Annotated in this window: 15 protein-coding genes; 10 read left to right on the top strand and 5 right to left on the bottom strand. The window is 71.5% G+C overall.

The window, feature by feature from the left end; all coding sequences use genetic code 11:
- The first annotated feature begins 354 nt into the window (after positions 1 to 354).
- The 4 genes from K4G22_RS05205 to K4G22_RS05190 are packed head-to-tail and all read left to right on the top strand — an operon-like array spanning position 355 to position 4034.
- Positions 355 to 828, top strand: coding sequence for a TraR/DksA family transcriptional regulator (locus K4G22_RS05205; RefSeq protein ID WP_228078490.1), 474 nt, complete (start codon positions 355 to 357; stop codon positions 826 to 828).
- 42 nt (positions 829 to 870) lie between these two features.
- Positions 871 to 1473 (top strand): signal peptidase II, encoded by a 603-nt coding sequence (lspA, locus tag K4G22_RS05200; protein ID WP_228078489.1) that lies wholly within the window; start codon positions 871 to 873, stop codon positions 1471 to 1473.
- 25 nt (positions 1474 to 1498) lie between these two features.
- Entirely contained in the window at positions 1499 to 2440 is a 942-nt protein-coding gene (locus K4G22_RS05195) for an RluA family pseudouridine synthase (protein WP_228078488.1), read from the top strand.
- A gap of 10 nt (positions 2441 to 2450) precedes the next feature.
- Positions 2451 to 4034, top strand: coding sequence for a Na+/H+ antiporter (locus K4G22_RS05190; RefSeq protein WP_228078487.1), 1584 nt, complete (start codon positions 2451 to 2453; stop codon positions 4032 to 4034).
- Between the two features lie 329 nt (positions 4035 to 4363).
- Here the strand turns inward: K4G22_RS05190 and K4G22_RS05185 are convergent, their stop codons facing one another.
- Complete coding sequence (locus K4G22_RS05185; protein ID WP_228078486.1) at positions 4364 to 5413, bottom strand: mechanosensitive ion channel family protein; 1050 nt, start codon at positions 5411 to 5413, stop codon at positions 4364 to 4366.
- Between the two features lie 131 nt (positions 5414 to 5544).
- Here K4G22_RS05185 and K4G22_RS05180 point away from each other — a divergent pair, with 131 nt between their 5' ends.
- Positions 5545 to 6108, top strand: coding sequence for a dienelactone hydrolase family protein (locus K4G22_RS05180; protein WP_425336776.1), 564 nt, complete (start codon positions 5545 to 5547; stop codon positions 6106 to 6108).
- Positions 6109 to 6135: 27 nt separating this feature from the next.
- Here K4G22_RS05180 and K4G22_RS05175 read toward each other — a convergent pair whose 3' ends face one another.
- The 3 genes from K4G22_RS05175 to K4G22_RS05165 all read right to left on the bottom strand — a co-directional run bounded on the left by K4G22_RS05175 (position 6136) and on the right by K4G22_RS05165 (position 9505).
- Complete coding sequence (locus K4G22_RS05175) at positions 6136 to 7749, bottom strand: serine/threonine-protein kinase (protein ID WP_228078484.1); 1614 nt, start codon at positions 7747 to 7749, stop codon at positions 6136 to 6138.
- Between the two features lie 73 nt (positions 7750 to 7822).
- Positions 7823 to 8737, bottom strand: coding sequence for a thioredoxin domain-containing protein (locus K4G22_RS05170; RefSeq protein ID WP_228078483.1), 915 nt, complete (start codon positions 8735 to 8737; stop codon positions 7823 to 7825).
- Between the two features lie 84 nt (positions 8738 to 8821).
- Entirely contained in the window at positions 8822 to 9505 is a 684-nt protein-coding gene (locus K4G22_RS05165; RefSeq protein WP_228078482.1) for a hypothetical protein, read from the bottom strand.
- A gap of 308 nt (positions 9506 to 9813) precedes the next feature.
- On the opposite strand from K4G22_RS05165, the gene dnaE reads away from it, so the two are divergent.
- From dnaE to K4G22_RS05145, 4 genes are all read left to right on the top strand, one after another.
- Positions 9814 to 13356: a DNA polymerase III subunit alpha gene (gene dnaE, locus K4G22_RS05160; protein ID WP_228078481.1), complete on the top strand. Its 3543-nt coding sequence runs from the start codon at positions 9814 to 9816 to the stop codon at positions 13354 to 13356.
- 185 nt (positions 13357 to 13541) lie between these two features.
- Positions 13542 to 13775, top strand: coding sequence for a hypothetical protein (locus K4G22_RS05155; RefSeq protein ID WP_228078480.1), 234 nt, complete (start codon positions 13542 to 13544; stop codon positions 13773 to 13775).
- Positions 13776 to 13964: 189 nt separating this feature from the next.
- Positions 13965 to 14564 carry an RNA polymerase sigma factor gene (locus K4G22_RS05150; protein ID WP_228078479.1) on the top strand — a complete coding sequence of 200 codons (600 nt, stop codon included), beginning with the start codon at positions 13965 to 13967 and terminating at the stop codon, positions 14562 to 14564.
- A complete protein-coding gene (locus tag K4G22_RS05145) occupies positions 14561 to 15217 on the top strand; it encodes a hypothetical protein (protein ID WP_228078478.1) in 657 nt (218 codons plus the stop codon). The genes K4G22_RS05150 and K4G22_RS05145 overlap by 4 nt, the downstream gene beginning before the upstream one ends.
- Before the next feature lie 54 nt (positions 15218 to 15271).
- Here the strand turns inward: K4G22_RS05145 and K4G22_RS31615 are convergent, their stop codons facing one another.
- Positions 15272 to 15406 carry a hypothetical protein gene (locus K4G22_RS31615; protein ID WP_265590213.1) on the bottom strand — a complete coding sequence of 45 codons (135 nt, stop codon included), beginning with the start codon at positions 15404 to 15406 and terminating at the stop codon, positions 15272 to 15274.
- Between the two features lie 183 nt (positions 15407 to 15589).
- On the opposite strand from K4G22_RS31615, the gene K4G22_RS05140 reads away from it, so the two are divergent.
- Positions 15590 to 16846 carry an NYN domain-containing protein gene (locus K4G22_RS05140; RefSeq protein ID WP_228078477.1) on the top strand — a complete coding sequence of 419 codons (1257 nt, stop codon included), beginning with the start codon at positions 15590 to 15592 and terminating at the stop codon, positions 16844 to 16846.
- Positions 16847 to 16883: the final 37 nt, after the last annotated feature.

The following is a 16883-nucleotide window of genomic DNA, read 5'->3' as shown; positions in this document are numbered from 1 at the left end:
CGATGCCGGATCTACTCACCCGCGTCGGGCTTTCCACCGGCGGCTCCGGGGTGATCTTCGCGCCGCGCTGACCCCCGGGCTCACACCGTCCCCGGGTCGCTCCTGGCCGCTCGACGACGCTACTCGTCCCCATCCGCGCCTCTCGCTGCGGCCAAGTGTACGGGGCCCGAAGGACCGTCGTTGACCGGTTATCCGGGGGGCCGGGCGGGGCACAACGGTGATGCGGAACGGCGTGCCCCCGTCGCCGCACGCCGTGGTCGACTTATCGTTCCGGTCACGATGTGCCAGCACGATCACACTATGTGATGGGGACGCGTCCTGGACGCTGGGCCCCCGGCAGACAGGAGCCAGGAAGTGGCAACCAAGAAGACCACGAGGGAAGAGCCGGATACCGGAGCGCAGCCGACGGGCACGATGGCCCCGGCGCCCCCGGGCGACCTCGCCGTCCGCGCGGGCGAGGACCCCTGGACCCCGGAGGAGGTGGCCGAGGCCCGCGCGGGGTTGGCCGCCGAGGCCGACCGGCTCCGCGAGGAGATCAGCGCCGCCGAGGAGGCACTCACCGGCCTGATGCGGGACTCGGGCGACGGCGCCGGCGACGACCAGGCCGACACCGGCTCCAAGAACGCCACCCGCGAGCACGAGATGGCGCTGGCCACCAACAACCGCGAGATGCTCTACCAGACCGAACGCGCCCTGGGCCGCATCGAGGCCGGTACCTACGGCCTCTGCGAGAACTGCGGCAACCCGATCGGCAAGGCCAGGATGCAGGTCTTCCCCCGCGCGACCCTCTGCGTGGACTGCAAGCAACGACAGGAACGCCGTTTCTGACGGGTTTCCGACGCTCGTACGGTCGTGTCGTACCCTCGTTGCGTGAGCGAGGCGGAGCGAACCATCGAGACACCCGACGATCCGGAGAAACCCTCCCAGGAGCCCGGAGGCGTTGTGCCCGACGACGGTGACGAGCCCGCCGCTCCACGGGGCAAGCGGCGGGTCGGGGTGCTGGCCGCCGTCGCCGTGGTCGCCTACCTCTTCGATCTGGCCACCAAGATCTGGACGGTCGAGTACCTGGAGAACCCCAACCCGAACCGCACGGTCGAGGTCTTCGGGGAGTGGCTGCGCTTCGACGCGGTCCGCAACTCGGGCGCCGCGTTCGGGATCGGCGAGGCGTACACCGTCGTCTTCACCTGCGTCGCCGCCACCGTCATCGTGGTGATCATCCGGCTCGCCCGCAAGCTGTACAGCGCCCCCTGGGCGGTCGCCCTCGGCCTGCTGCTCGGCGGCGCCATGGGCAACCTCACGGACCGGATGCTGCGTTCCCCCGGCGTCTTCGAGGGGCATGTGGTCGACTTCATCGCCCCCAAGCACTTCGCGGTGTTCAACCTGGCCGACTCGGCGGTCGTCTGCGGCGGCATCCTGATCGTGATCCTCTCCTTCCGGGGACTGGACCCCGATGGCACCGTGCACCGGGACTGACACCGTTTCGGGCATACTCGATCGGGTGAGCACCCTCCCCGAAACCCGAACCCTGCCCGTACCGGACGGACTGGAGGGGGAGCGGGTCGACGCGGCCCTCGCCAGAATGCTGGGCTTCTCCCGCACCAAGGCGGCGGAGCTGGCCGCCGCTGGGAAGGTCAGGCTGGACGGCGCCGAGGTCGGCAAGTCCGAGCGGGTGACCGGGGGTTCCTGGCTTGAGGTGGAGATGCCGGCGCCGCCGGCCCCGGTGCGGGTGGTCGCCGAGCCGGTCCCCGGCATGGCCATCGTCCACGACGACGAGGACATCGTCGTCGTCAGCAAACCCGTCGGTGTGGCCGCCCACCCCAGCCCCGGCTGGAAGGGCACCACCGTCATCGGGGGCCTGGCCGCCGCGGGGTTCCGCGTCGCCACCTCGGGAGCGGCCGAGCGACAGGGCATCGTGCACCGCCTCGACGTGGGCACCTCGGGGCTGATGGCGGTCGCCAAGTCCGAGCGCGCCTACAGCGATCTGAAGCGGCAGTTCCGGGAGCGGGTCGTGGACAAGCGCTACCACGCCGTCGCCCAGGGCCACCCCGACCCGCTCAGCGGCACCATCGACGCCCCCATCGGCCGCCATCCGACGGCCGACTACAAGTGGGCCGTGGTCGCCGAGGGCAAGCCGGCCGTGACCCACTACGACCTGGTCGAGGCGTTCCGCTCCGCCAGCCTGCTGGACATCAAGCTGGAGACCGGCCGCACCCACCAGATCCGGGTGCACATGGCCGCCCACCGGCACCCCTGCGTCGGCGACCTCACCTATGGCGCGGACCCCACCATCGCCAAGCGCCTGGGCCTCACCCGCCAGTGGCTGCACGCGGTGCGCCTCGGGTTCGAACACCCGGCGGACGGGCGATGGGTGGAGTTCGTCAGCGACTATCCGGACGACCTGCGGCACGCCCTGGACACCTTGCGCGCCGAGAGCGCGTAGGAAGAGGCGCGTGGACCAGCTGACCCTGCTCCTCGCCCTTCTCCTCGGCGCCGTGGTGCTGGTGCCGCTGGCGGAGCGCCTGAGCGTGCCCCCGCCCGTGCTGATGACCGTGTTCGGCGGGCTGCTGGCCGTGCTGCCCATGGTCCCCCGGGTGCAGATCCCACCCGAGTACATCCTTCCGCTGGTGCTCCCGCCCGTGCTCTACGCCGCCGTGCAACGCACCTCCTGGCGGCAGTTCGCCGCCAACATCCGGCCCATCCTGCTGCTCGCCGTGGCCCTGGTCTTCGTCACCACGGCGGCGGTGGCCGTGGTCGCCCAGTCCGTGGTGCCCGACATGCCGCTGGCGCCCGCCATCGCGCTCGGCGCGCTGGTGGCGCCGCCGGACCCGGTGGCCGCCACGGCGGTCGCCGGCAAGCTGGGCCTGCCCCGGCGGATGGTGTCGATCCTGGAGGGCGAGGGCCTCTTCAACGACGTCACCGCCATCACGCTCTACCACGTGGCCATCGCCGCCGCCGTGACCGGATCCTTCTCCGCGTTCGGCGCGGGCGGCGAACTGGTGCTCTCCGCCGTGGTCGCCATCCTGCTCGGCCTGGCCCTGGGCTGGTTGACCACCCGGGTCCTGACGCTGCTGGGCGAGGCCACCCTGCGCACCGGGCTGACCCTGCTCGCCCCGTTCGCCGCCTACGCGCTGGCGGAGGAGCTGCACGGCTCCGGCGTGCTCGCCGTCCTGGTCTCCGCGCTCTACCTGGGGGAACGGGCGGCCGACCCGGACGACGTCACCGGCCGGCTCACCGGCCAGAGCTTCTGGGGCGTGATAGACCTCCTGGTCACCGGCGTCGCCTTCGGGCTGATCGGCCTGGAGCTGAATGAGGTGCTGAGCGCCGCCACCGGGCGTTGGGGCGAACTGCTCCCGGCCGCCGGTCTGGTGCTGGTGACGGTGGTCGTCGTCCGGCTGCTGTGGCTGCTGCCGGCGGCCTGGCTGGCCAAGCGGCTGCACCACAGGGGCGATATCGACGAGGACATCCCGCTCAGCTGGCGGGAGACCGTGATCATGTGGTGGTCCGGGATGCGCGGCGTGGCCTCGGTCGCGCTGGCGCTGGCCGTTCCGCTCACGGTGGACGACGGCGGGACGTTCCCGGAGCGCGAGGCCGTCATCTTCATCGCCTTCGCCGTGGTGTTCGGCACCCTGCTGCTCCAGGGCCTGACCCTGCCGTGGCTGGCCACCCGCCTCGGCGTGCGCGGGGACAGCCGCGAGGAGGAGGCGCTGGAGCACGATCTCGCGGTGCGCGCGGCGAAGGCCGCGAAGGCGCGGCTGCGGGAGATCACCGCCGAGCGCGATCTCCCCGAGGACGTCACGGAGGCGCTGCTGCGGCGGGCCTACGACATCGGGATACGGATCTCCCCGCGCGTGGCGGAGGAGGACCGGCGCGAGCACGTCACCCAGAGGACCGAGCGGGTGCGGGAGATACAGCGCCTGCACGGCGAGTTGCTCTCCGCCGCCCGCGGGGCGGTGTTGAGCGCCCGCACCGAGCCGGGCACCGACCCCGAGGTCGTCGACCGCGTCCTCAACGGCCTCGACCGCCGGAGTCTCTGACCGGCGCGTCACGCCTCCGGCGGTCAGCCGCGGTCCCCGTCCCGGCCTTTTAGACGCCTGCGGCCGGGGCGGGGACCGCTCTGGGGTGGCTGTGGCGCCGGTGGGGCGGACTCCGTCGCGCCTCCGGCGGTGATCACGTGGCCCCGCGGACGGTCCGGCTCGCGGCCGGGTGCCCGGTGGACGGGACGGCCTGCGTGCCGCCGGTGGGCTGTCCCGGCCGGTGCGCGCTCGGCTTGTCTCGGGGCCGGGCCCTCCCAGCCGCCGGGCTGGGGAGTCCCCACCGGCACCCCAACCCCCCAACGAGTGGCCAGGGCCAGCCCGGGCCCGGGCTACGGCTTGGTCGGGGGGAGGGTGGCGGGGGCGGTGGCGATGCGGGGGAGGGCGTAGGGGTGGGTGTCCCTGAGCCACGCGATCAGTTCCTCGCGGACGGCGCAGCGCAACGTCCAGACGTCGCTCGCGTCGCGCGCGGACATCGCGGCGCGCACCTCGATCGTCGAGGCGGTGGTGTCCGTGATCACCAGGCTCCAACTGCGGCCGTCCCAGTCCTTCCGGCCGAGCAGGAACCGCTGGAGGTGCTTGCGGAGTTCGGGGACGGGCGTGCTGTGGTCCAGCTGGAGGAAGACGGTGCCGGTGATCTCGTGGCCGCCGCGTGACCAGTTCTCGTAGGGCCGGCTGTTGAAGTAGGAGACCGGCATGGTCAGCCGTCGGTCGTCCCAGACGCGGACGGTCAGGAAGGCCAACGAGATCTCCTCGACGGTGCCCCACTCGCCCTCCACGACGACCGTGTCGCCGATCTTGACGGAGTCGCCGAAGGCCACCTGCAACCCGGCGAACAGATTGCCCAGCATGGACTGCGCGGCGACACCGGCGATGATGCCGATGACCCCGGCCGACGCCAGCATCGAGGTGCCCAGGGCCCGCAGGCTGGGGAAGACCAGCAGGATGGCCACGGCCGCGGCGACCACCGCCAGGACCGAGGTGACCACCCGCCGCAGCATCGCCAGTTGGGTGTGGAACTGGCGCACCCTGGCGTCGTCGTCGGTGCGGGCCGCGTAGCGGGTGAGCACGTTCTCGGCGAACGCCCCCGCCGCCCGGATGGCCAGCCAGGCCGCCGACGCGATGGTGACCGTGGCCAGCACGCTGTGCAGCACGTCGTTGCGGCTCAGCTCCAGGTCGAACACGTCATAGGTGATCTGCATCGCCGCCGAGGCCAGCAGCACCTGGAGCGGCAGCTGGCAGCGGCGCAGCAGGCCCCAGATGCGGGTGTCGCTGTCCCTGGCGTCGGCCATCCGCAGCATGCGGTCGATCAGCCAGCCTATGAGCAGGGTGAGCGTGATGGTGCCGCTGATGACCAGCAGCGGTCGCAACACGTCATCCATGTCCTTGTCTCAGCTCCTCGGGTCGGCAGGTCGCCAGGTCGTCGCCCGCAAGGCTAGCTGGCAGGATGGGTCTCTTCCGTTCCATGAGTACCGCAGTCCAAGGAAGGCGACCTCAGACCGTGACCGATGTCATGCTCTTCCACTCCGCCTACGGCCTCAGGCCCGCCGTGCGCGAAGCGGCCCAGCGGCTGCGAGCCGCCGGGCACCAGGTGTGGACGCCCGACCTCTTCGACGGCCGAACGGCCGAGACCGTCGAGGCCGGGATGGAGATCAAAGACGAGATCGGGCGGGACGAGCTGCTGCGGCGGTCGATCGCCGCCACCGCGCCGCACTCGGACGGTGGCCTGGTCTACGCCGGCTTCTCGATGGGGGGTTCGCTGGCGCAGACGGTGGCGCTCGGCGACGCCAAGGCGCGAGGGCTGCTGCTTCTGCACGGGACGGCGGACATCGCCGAGGACGCGGTCGCGGACGATCTGCCGGTGCAGCTGCATGTGGCCGACCCGGACCCGTTCGAGCCGCACGACTGGGTGAGCGCCTGGTATCTGCGGATGCGGCGCACCGGCGCCGACGTGGAGGTGTTCCGCTATCGCGGCGCCGGCCACCTCTACACCGACCCGGGGCTGGCCGACTTCGACGCCGGTTCGGCGGACGCCACCTGGCGCACCGCGCTGGCGTTCCTCCGGGAGCTGGGCTGACCCCCGAGAAGATCCAGACGACGTGCCCTAGTCGTCCTTGACGCAGTCGCCGCTTCCGTCGGGGGCGCAGATCAGGGCCAGGTCCGCGCTGTCCTGGCTGAGGTAGCGGCCGACGCACTCGTTGCGGGTGGTGAGGCCCAACTCGTTGCAACGGGCGACCGCCTGGTGGCCGTCGGCGAACGGGCCGGGCGAGTAGATCACCCAGTACCCGGGGTTCAGCGAGGCGTAGTCGTCGCTGCGCAGCACCTGCGCCTCCGGCGCGTTGGCGCGGACGGCGGCGAGCCGCTGGTCGCGGGTGTCCGTTCCGGTGCCGACCGGTTCGGAGAACAGCTGGGCCACCCAGCGGTCCGTCGGCTGGGACGGGTCGGGATCCGGCCCCTCCTCCGAGGGGTCGGGCTCCGTGTCGGTTCCGGACTCGTTGGGCGATGGCGGCTCGGAGGCGTCCGGCCTGTCCGAGTCCTTGCTCGTGTCCCCGCTCTCGCCGTTGTCGCCGTCGCCGTCGGTGCCTTCGTTCTCGTCCTCGTCCTCGGCCGGCGGCGCCGTGGGGACGTCTCCGTCGGCGCCTGTCGACGGCTCGTCGTCGCGCAGCAGCACCCAGCCGGTGGGGACCGCGGCCAGCAGCAGCGCGCCGGCGATCAGGGCCGCGATCAGCGGTCCGCGCCGGCGGGACCCGGTGGGCCGCTGATCGGCCGTGGAGGCGGGAGTCGGCGGGGTGGCGGTCGGGGTCGGCGTCGGTGTCGGGGGTGGCACGGCGGGCGCCGTGGGCGACCACGGGATGTTCGGTGGAATGGGAGGGGGCGCGGCCTCCGGGGCGTCGGCGAGGCGGGTGGCCTCCACCAGCATCGCGTCCAGCGTGGCGGCGTCGGGGCGGGTCGCCGGATCCCGTGTCAGCAGCGCCTGGAGCACCCCGGCGAGCGGGCCCGAGCGGACCGGCGGCGGTATCGGGTCCTCCAGCACGGCGGTCAGCGTGTTGAGCGTGTTCGCCCGGCGCAGCGGGCTGTGGCCCTCGGTCAGCACATAGAGCGTGATGCCCAGCGACCAGAAGTCGGCCGACGGGTGGTCGGGCGCGCTGCGGACCCGTTCGGGCGCCAGATACTCGGGGGAGCCGATCACCCCGCCGGTCGCCGTGAGGGAGGCGGTGTCGGAGACCGCGGCGATGCCGAAGTCGGTCAGGACGGCCGAACCGTCCTCGCGCAGCAGCACGTTGGCCGGCTTGACGTCCCGGTGGTGGATGCCGGCGGCGTGCGCGGCGCTGAGCGCGGCCAGGATGTCGCGCCCCCAGCGGACGGCGTCGGCCACCGGCACCGGGCCGCGCCGGGCGAGGGTGTGCAGGGACTCCCCGGGGAGCAGCTCCATCACCAGCCAGGGGTGCGGCGCCACATCCACGATGTGGTAGATCCTGACCACGTGGGGGTGGTTGAGCCGGGCCAGGGCGCGCGCCTCGCGCAGCACCCGTTCCCTGAGCACCTCGGGCGGCGGCACCTGCTCGGCGCCCTCGGGCGGGCGGACCTCCTTGAGGGCGACCTCGCGGTGCAGCGCCAGGTCCTTCGCGCACCAGACGGTGCCCATCCCCCCGTGCCCGAGCCGCCGCAGCAGCTCGAAGCGACCGTCCACGATCTGTCCGCGTTCCGCCCCTGCCATGATGCCCAAGGGTATGGCACGGGAACGGGCGGGCGACCAGGGGTGGTTCGCCCGCCCGTCCCGGTGGGTCCGACTACTCGGTCTCCTCCTCGGCGTCCGCGTCCGCGTCGGCGTCGGCGTCGGCGTCCGCTTCGGCCTCGCCGCCGTCGGTCAGCGTGGTCTGGAGCATCGCGTCCCACGCCTCGGGGGTGCGGGGGGCCTCGACGACGGTGCCGTTGACCTTGACGGTCGGGGTGCCCTCGACGTCCGGGTCGGCCTGGAACTTGTCCGACATCTGGAGCGCCCAGGCGGCGAAGGTGCTGTCGTTGACGGCCGCCTCGAAGTCGGCGTTGCCCTCCAGCTCGGGGACGTTCTGCGCCAGCTCGATCAGCCTGGCGTCGTCGCCGAACTCGTCGGTCTGCTCCGTCGGGTGGTTCTCCACCGTGTACAGCTGCTGGTGGAGGCCCTGGAAGGCCTCGGGGCTCACGTCGAGCGCGGCGCCGAGGGCGGCCACCGCGTTGCGCGAGCCACTGCCGCCGAGGCGGTCGTCCAGGAAGGTGCCGAAGACGAACTCGACGTTGTAGAGGCCCTCCTCGACGTCCTGGTGGATCGTTTCGCCCACGCCCTGCTCGAAGTTGGCGCAGGACGGGCAGCGGGGGTCCTCGTAGAGGGTGATGGTGTTGACCGCGTCCGGGTCGCCGATCAGCACGGTGAGGCCGTCCTCGCCGCTGGCGTTGGCGGGCGCGTCGGTCGCGTACTCGACCTCACCCGGCTCGCCGTCGTCCAGCTGGCCGCGGACCGCGCCCCAGTCGGTCGAGTCCTCGCCGCTGCTGCTGTCCATGTTGGCGACGGCCACGCCTATGCCGGCGGCTATCGCCAGAATGGCCACCACCGAGCCGCCGACGGTTAGTTGCCGACGGACCTTGTCCTTCCTCTTCTGCTTCTGACGCTCGGCGAGGAGCCGCTCACGCGCGGCGCGCTTGGCCTCTTGGGAGTTGCGCTTGCTCATGGGGTGTTGATCTCCGTGTCTGGGTGGGGGCCGGGTCCGGCTGTTCCCACGGGGGTGCCGACTGGACGGGCGGGGCCGGTCCGCTCAGGACAGGCCGGTGGCCGGGACCGGCGGCCCCCGGCGGAGCACCGAGTGGGTCAGCGTCGGCGTGGTCGGCCGGGCCGGCTGACGGCGGACGGCCGCGGGGGCCGCCGGCTCGTCCACGGTCACCCGGTGTGCGGCGACGGCGATCAGCAGGGGCCGGAAGGTGGCGGCGCCGGCCGCGCGCAGCAGCCTGGCCACCGCGCGCTCGCCGCCGCGCAGCCAGCCGGCGGCGATCAGGCCGACGGCGATATGCGCGGCCAGCAGCAGCCAGGGACCGGCGGCGTGGCCGGCGGGCTCGGCCAGCGGCTCCTGGCCGGCGACCAGCCGGGCCAGCGGGGTGCCGAAGTCGCCTCCGGCACAGACCAGATCGACGCCGAAGAGCCGCAGCGGACCGACGGGCTGTCCCTGGCCCAGGCCGTAGCAGGCGTTCTGGCCGACGGTGAAGACGGCGTCGGCCGCCAGCTGGAGCGGGATCAGCAGCGCCGCGATGGCGGCGAAGCCGCGCTCCCGCTCGCCGGCGAGGGTCAGGGCGAGGATGAACACGCCCAACGTGACCATGATCACGGCCGGGGTCGGCAGCGGTTGGCCGGAGAGCAGGACATGGGCACCGGTGGAGAGCGTGACGCAGAGCGCGGCGAAGATCGCCGCGCGCAGCACGCGTATACCGGAAGTGGAGTCGCCCATCGAGCCGAGTGTGCCATGAGCGGCCGGGAGAGGGTACGGGCCGGTATCGATCCGGAACGTGGAGGCCCGGTGGCCGTGGGTGGTCGGCGGTGGGTTCCGGCCGGTTTCCGTCGGGGTCCGCGGACCTCGGCTGACCTCGGGAGTTACCCGATGCACCCACTGTGACCTGCGGAAACGCCCGGACGGTTGGAGCGGGGGAGGACGCGGTCAAGCCGTGGGACCAGAGGTAGGGTCGGTGTTCTGGCGCGCGCCCCTTTCGTGGGCGGTCCGCCCCTTCGACCCTGCCCCTGCTGCGGAAGGCCCGTGGAGTGACCCAGCCCTTCACCCACCTGCACGTTCACACCCAGTACTCGCTGCTGGACGGTGCGGCGCGGCTCAAGGACATGTTCCGGGCCTGCCAGGAGATGGGCATGTCGCATATCGCCGTGACCGACCACGGCAACCTGCACGGCGCCTACGACTTCTTCCAGCAGGCGAGGGCCGCCGACATCACGCCGATCATCGGCATCGAGGCCTATGTGGCGCCGGAGTCGCGGCGGCACAAGCGCCGGGTGCAGTGGGGCCAGCCACACCAGAAGCGGGACGACGTCTCCGGCTCCGGCGGTTACACCCACAAGACCATCTGGGCGGCCAACAGCACCGGGCTGCACAACCTCTTCCGGCTCTCCTCGGACGCCTACACCGAGGGCTACTTCGTGAAGTGGCCCCGGATGGACCGGGAGACGATCTCGCAGCACTCGGAGGGGCTGATCGCCTCCACGGGCTGCCCGTCGGGCGAGTTGCAGACCCGGCTCCGGCTGGGCCAGTACGAGGAGGCGCGCAAGGCCGCGGGCGAGTACCAGGAGATCTTCGGCAAGGACCGGTACTTCCTCGAACTGATGGACCACGGCCTGTCGATCGAGAGCCGGGTGCGCGAGGACCTGCTGCGGATCGGCCGGGAGGTGGGCATCCCGCCCCTGGTCACCAACGACTCGCACTACACGTACGCCCATGAGTCGGACGCGCACGACGCGCTGCTCTGCGTCCAGACCGGCAAGAACCTCTCCGATCCTGATCGTTTCCGCTTCGACGGGTCCGGTTACTTCCTGAAGTCGCCCGCCGAGATGTATGCGATCGACTCCTCCGACGCCTGGCAGGAGGGCTGCGCCAACACCCGGCTGGTCGCCGAACAGGTCGACATCAGCGGTTGGTTCGAGTCCCGCGACCTGATGCCCAAGTTCGATGTGCCCGAGGGCTACACCGAGGTCACCTGGTTCCAGGAGGAGGTCAAGCGCGGCATGGCCCGCCGCTACCCGGGCGGGGTGCCGGAGGACCGGCAGCGGCAGGCCGAGTACGAGATGGGCGTCATCATCCAGATGGGGTTCCCCGGGTACTTCCTGGTGGTCGCCGACTTCATCATGTGGGCCAAGGAGCAGGGCATCGCGGTGGGCCCCGGCCGGGGGTCGGCGGCCGGCTCGCTGGTCTCCTACGCCATGGGCATCACCGACCTCGACCCCATCGAACACGGCCTGATCTTCGAGCGGTTCCTCAACCCCGAGCGCGTCTCGATGCCCGACGTCGACATCGACTTCGACGAGCGTCGGCGCGGTGAGGTGATCCGCTACGTCACCGACAAGTACGGGGCCGACAAGGTCTCGATGATCGGCACCTACGGCACCATCAAGGCGAAGGCGGCCATCAAGGACGCCTCCCGGGTGCTCGGCTACCCGTACGCGATGGGCGACCGGATCACCAAGGCGATGCCGGCCGACGTGCTGGGCAAGGGCATCCCGCTCTCCGGCATCACCGACAAGGACCACCCCCGCTACAGCGAGGCGGGCGAGGTCAGGTCGATGTACGAGAACGAGCCGGACGTCAAGAAGGTGATCGACACCGCCAAGGGCCTGGAGGGCCTGGTCCGGCAGATGGGCATGCACGCCGCCGGCGTGATCATGTCCAGCGAGCGGCTGGTGGACCATGTCCCGCTGTTCGCGCCGAAGAACGACGGTGTGGTCGTCACGCAGTGGGACTATCCCACCTGTGAGTCCCTCGGCCTGCTGAAGATGGACTTCCTCGGCCTGCGCAACCTGACGATCATGGATGACGCGGTCAAGCTCATCAAGCAGAACAAGGGCGTCGAGATCAAGCTCCTCGACATGACGCTGGACGACCCCAAGACCTTCGAACTCCTGGGCAGGGGCGACACCCTGGGCGTCTTCCAGTTCGACGGCGGCCCCATGCGGTCGCTGCTGCGCATGATGAAGCCGACCAACTTCGAGGACATCTCCGCCGTCGGCGCCCTGTACCGCCCGGGGCCGATGGGCATGAACTCGCATATCAACTACGCGCTGCGCAAGAACGGCCAGCAGGAGAGCACCCCGATCCACAAGGAGCTGGAGGAGCCGCTGCGCGAGGTGCTCGACATCACCTACGGCCTGATCGTCTACCAGGAGCAGGTGCAGAAGGCCGCCCAGGTGCTCGCCGGCTACTCGCTCGGACAGGCGGACCTGCTCCGCCGGGCCATGGGCAAGAAGAAGAAGGAGATCCTCGACAAGGAGTTCGTCCCCTTCCAGAGCGGTATGCGGGAGAACGGCTACTCCGACGAGGCGATCCAGGCCGTCTGGGACGTGCTGGTGCCGTTCTCCGGCTACGCGTTCAACAAGGCGCACTCCTCGGCGTACGGCCTGGTCACGTACTGGACGGCCTATCTCAAGGCGAACTATCCGGCCGAGTACATGGCGGCCGTGCTCACCTCGGTGCGGGACGACAAGGACAAGTCCGCCGTCTACCTCAACGAGTGCCGCCGGATGGGCATCCGGGTGCTGCCGCCCGACGTCAACGAGTCCGAGGCGCACTTCACCCCGCGCGGGGACGACGTGATCGTCTTCGGCCTCACCGCCGTGCGCAACGTCGGGCAGAACGTGGTGGACTCCGTGGTCGCCACCCGGAAGGGCAAGGGAAAGTACAGCTCCTTTCCGGACTTCCTGGACAAGGTCGAGGCGGTGGTCTGCAACAAGCGGACGGTGGAGTCGCTGATCAAGGCGGGCGCCTTCGACGCGCTCCAGCACACCCGCAAGGGGCTCACCCAGCACTTCGAGTCGATGATCGACAACGTGGTGCAGGTCAAGCGCAAGGAGGCCGAGGGGCAGTTCGACCTCTTCGGTGGCATGGGCGACGCCGAGGAGCAGCGGGACGGGCCGGGGTTCGGCATGGACGTGGTCTTCTCCGAGGAGGAATGGGAGAAGACCTATCTGCTGGCCCAGGAACGAGAAATGCTCGGTCTTTATGTTTCCGATCACCCGTTGTTCGGTATTGAGCACGTTCTGGACGAAAAAGCCGATGCCGCCATCTCCGCGCTCACCGGCGGGGATTACTCGGATGGCTCGATCGTGACCATTGGCGGCATCATCTCGGGGCTTCAGCGCAAGATGACCAAGCAGGGGAACGCCTGGGCCATCGCCACCGTCGAGGACCTGGCCGGATCCATCGACTGCATGTTCTTCCCCGCCTCCTACCAGCTGGTCTCCACCCAGCTCGTCGAGGACGTGGTGGTGTTCGTCAAGGGGCGTCTCGACAAGCGCGAGGACGTGCCGAGGCTGGTGGCCATGGAGCTGATGGTCCCCGACCTGAGCGAGGCGTCGGCCAACGCGCCTGTCACCATCACCATCCCCACCGTCAAGGTCACCCCGCCGCTGGTGGAGCGGCTCGGCGAGGTGCTCGGCCAGCACCGGGGCGCGACCGAGGTGCGCGTCAAGCTCCAGGGCAGCCGCACCACCACGGTCCTCCGCCTCGACCGGCACCGGGTGCAGGCCGATCCCGCGCTCTTCGGCGATCTGAAGGCGCTGCTCGGACCCTCCTGCCTGGCGGGCTGAGCCCCGCCCGCCGGGCAAATATGCCACTCACCTGTTGGGTGGAAGATGGCGGTGGCTTTACCGATACGGGAACATTCGAGGTCTACCTTCGAAAGCGGAGAGAGGAAGTCACGGAGACCGGCGACGGGATTCCGTGGCGACTCTTGGGATAACCGTGGAAAAGGTGGGGCGCTGTGGAATCCCAGATGATCGAGAAAGCCGTGTTTCTGTTGCGGGAGGCGCACACGTCCGGGGAGGAGACGGTGCACGCGCTGGAGCGGTACTTCCCCGGATCGACCTACGAGGACCGCCTGCGCTGCACGCACGAGGCCGGGGACATCGTGCACCAGGGCAGGCCCCCGGTGGCGCGGGTGGCGTCCGAGGTGTCCGACGCCCGGTACTTCGCGGCGGCGCACGAACGGCACGCCTTCGGCAACTGACCCCCCTCGCCGGCGGGGACGCGCCGACGGGAACGCGCCGGCGGGAACGCGCCGGCGGGAACGCGCCGGCGGGCCCTCGCGGGGGTCGGCCGGCGCCTCGCTGCGCGGCGCCCCTGTGACTCCATGTAACGCTTTCCCCCTCGCCGCCCAAGTGTGGGTGTAAGGCAGGACGAGGACGGGAGAGCGCGCGTGCGCATCGTCACCCGAAGTCGCGGCGGCCCGAGGGCCGCCGCGCGTGACCCGAAGCTGTTCGAGGAGTTCTACCGCCGCCATGTGGAGGCGGTGAGCCGGTTCGTCGCCCGCCGGGTCGAGGATCCCCACACCGCCGCCGATCTGACCGCCGAGGTCTTCCTCGCGGTCATCGACTCGGGGCACACCTACCGCCCGCGCCTGGGCGACGAACGCGCCTGGCTCTTCGGGGTGGCGCGCAACGTCACCTCGGCGGAGCGCCGCCGCGTCGCCCGACAGCACGCGCTCAAGGACCGGATCGCCGGGCGCCGGCTGCTGGAGCCCGACGACATCACCCGCCTTGAGGAGCGGCTCGCCGCCGAGCGCCCGGGGCGCCGACTGCTCGCCGCCATGGTGGAGTTGCCCGAAGGCGAGCGTGCCGTTCTGGAGCTGGTCGCGGTGGATCAGCTCTCCGTCGCCGAGGCCGCCAAGGCGCTCGGCATCAGTCAGGTGGCCGCCAGGGTCCGGCTGCACCGGGCCAGGGGGAAGCTGCGGGCCCTGGTCGGCCCCCCTGAGGAAGTCCCGCCGCGCCGCGTCCAGCTCGCGAGGAGTGAGGCATGAGCAACTTCGAGGACCGTCTGTTGACCGAGCTGAAGCGGGAGGTCGCGCACGCGGCCGAGCATGCCGCCGCAGGGGCCGAGCCGGAGCCGGCGCGGCGCCCGGCCCGCGGCGTGCGCCGGGCGGGATGGGGGCTGGCCATGGCCGGCGCCGTGGCCGCCGCCCTGGTGCTGCTGCCTGGCGGCGGCGCCTCGCCCGCCTATGCGGTGGCGTCCGACGGCGCGGGCGGCATAGAGGTGCGGCTCTCCGACTGGCCGGACGGGGACGAGGAAATCGAGTCGTTCCTCGCCGAGTTGGCGGCGGCCGGGGTCACTCCGGTGCACGATCCGCCGGCCGGATACCAGTGCCGGCCGTTCCCCGATGGCGTGTTCTTCCGCTCCTGGCTTGGCAGTCACGACGAGACGTCGGCGTGGACGGAGGCGGACATGATCCAGGTCGGCGAGGCGCTGGGCGGGGCCATACTCGTGGAGCCCGAGGAGCCCCACACGGGCAGTTCGAGCGCCGCCTATTCCCGGAGCCCGGGGCGGGAGTTCCCCAGGGACGCCGTCTACCGGCTGTCGCCGGGCGACACCGTGGTGCTGGTGGACAAGCCCCAGTTCGGTGCCATCGCCTTTGTGGAGGGAGCCTGCGCGCCCCTGCCCGGCGCCGAGGAGTGATGTCGTCGTCGCCCCGGCCCACGGGCCGGGGCGACGACTCCGGGAGCGCTCTGCTCAGTTGTGACCGAACTTCCGCTCCCGCTTTCGGCCCCTGGACTCCTCGGTGGGCTCCTCGGCCCTGGCGGGCTCCCGGGGGCGCTCCGAACGGCCGGACTCGTCCGAGCGGTCGCGCTTCTTCTCCTTGGCCATGATCGCCTCCTGGCTGGGTGTTCCCCCACGGAAGTTGGCGCCGTCACCAGATTCACATGTGGCGCGATAGTTCGCATTCCGATCATGGGAACGCGGTTTGCCACGCCGAAGATCGCGTAGGACAGATAACGGCCGGCTCGTCGGGCAGACTCAGTGAAACGCTCGGCGAAGGGAAGGTGCCACGTGGACCGCTGCGTCGTGCTGGTTGATGCGGGCTACCTGCTGGGTGCCGCCGCCAGCCTGCTCGCCGGAGAGCCCGCGCGTCCCCGTATCACCGTGGACCACGCCAGACTCATCCAGGGCCTTCGCGACCGCGCCGAGGAGGACACCGGTTGCAGCCTGCTGCGGATCTACTGGTTCGACGGCGCCCCCGACCGCGTCCCGCAGCCGGAGCACCGCAGGCTCCGGGTGATGCCCCGAGTCACCGTCAGGCTCGGCGCGTTGACCCGCAGTGACGGCCGCTGGGCGCAGAAGGGCGTGGACGCGGCCATGCACGCCGAGTTGACGGAGCTGGCCCGCAACCGCGCCTGCGCCGACATCGTGCTGATCACCGGGGACGGCGATCTGCTGCCCGGCCTGATGTCGGCCAAGGAACACGGGGTCGCCGTCCATCTGTGGGCCGTGCAGGCCGCAGACGGCGACTACAACCAGTCCGAGGACCTGGTCGCCGAGGCCGACGAGCGCCGCGTGCTGGACCGCGCCTGGATCACCCGGGCGGTGCGGGTCAGCGAGCCGCAGTCCGCCGGCGGCATGGCGCGCCCCGATATCGCGGCCATCCTCTCCGCGCCGCTGCCGGAGAAGGCCACGGGCGCCGACTCCGCGTCCGCCGCCTGCGACCAGCCGGCCACACCGGCGATGCCCGCCGCGCCGAGCGCGCCCACGGTCCCGGTCAACGGCTCCTCCTCCGTCACCGCCTCGGTGCCCTACCAGCCGTCCCAGGAGGAGGAGCCCACGGCGCCGGCGGCCAAGGGGGTGCCGACCCCGAAGGATCTGGCCTCTCTGGGCCGCCCCGTCCCGCCGCCGCCCACCGCCACGCTGCGCTGGTCCTCGGACCGCGGCTGGGTGGAGCGCGGCCCGTCGGACGAGACGGCGGAGACGGCCGCGCTGCCCACCCTCGCGCAGCTGACCAGCGCCGAGCAGCGCTGGGCCGACCGCGAGGAGGACATCACCGCCGTCAGCGGGGACCCGTTCGAGGTGGGCCAGGTCTTCGCGCGCCGCTGGACGGAGCGCCTCGCCGGCGAGTCACCGCTGCGTCAGCTGTCCACCGAGTACCCGCGCATCCCCCACCGGATCGACGGCGAACTGCTCCGCTACGCCGCCAGGTTCGGCCTGCTCGCCCACAAGGACGACCAGATCGACGAGCAGGACAGATATGCCATCAGGGCCGGCTTCTGGCGCGAGGTGGACAGCCGTACCGGCGCCGAGCGCGCCCCGTCCTGACGCCGGCGGCCCGGCGCTGGCAGGGCCCGCCGTTCCG

Origin of the sequence: Streptomyces profundus (assembly GCF_020740535.1) — a bacterium.
Taxonomy (GTDB): Bacteria; Actinomycetota; Actinomycetes; order Streptomycetales; family Streptomycetaceae; genus Streptomyces; species Streptomyces profundus.
This window is presented reverse-complemented; position numbering and strand designations above follow the sequence as displayed.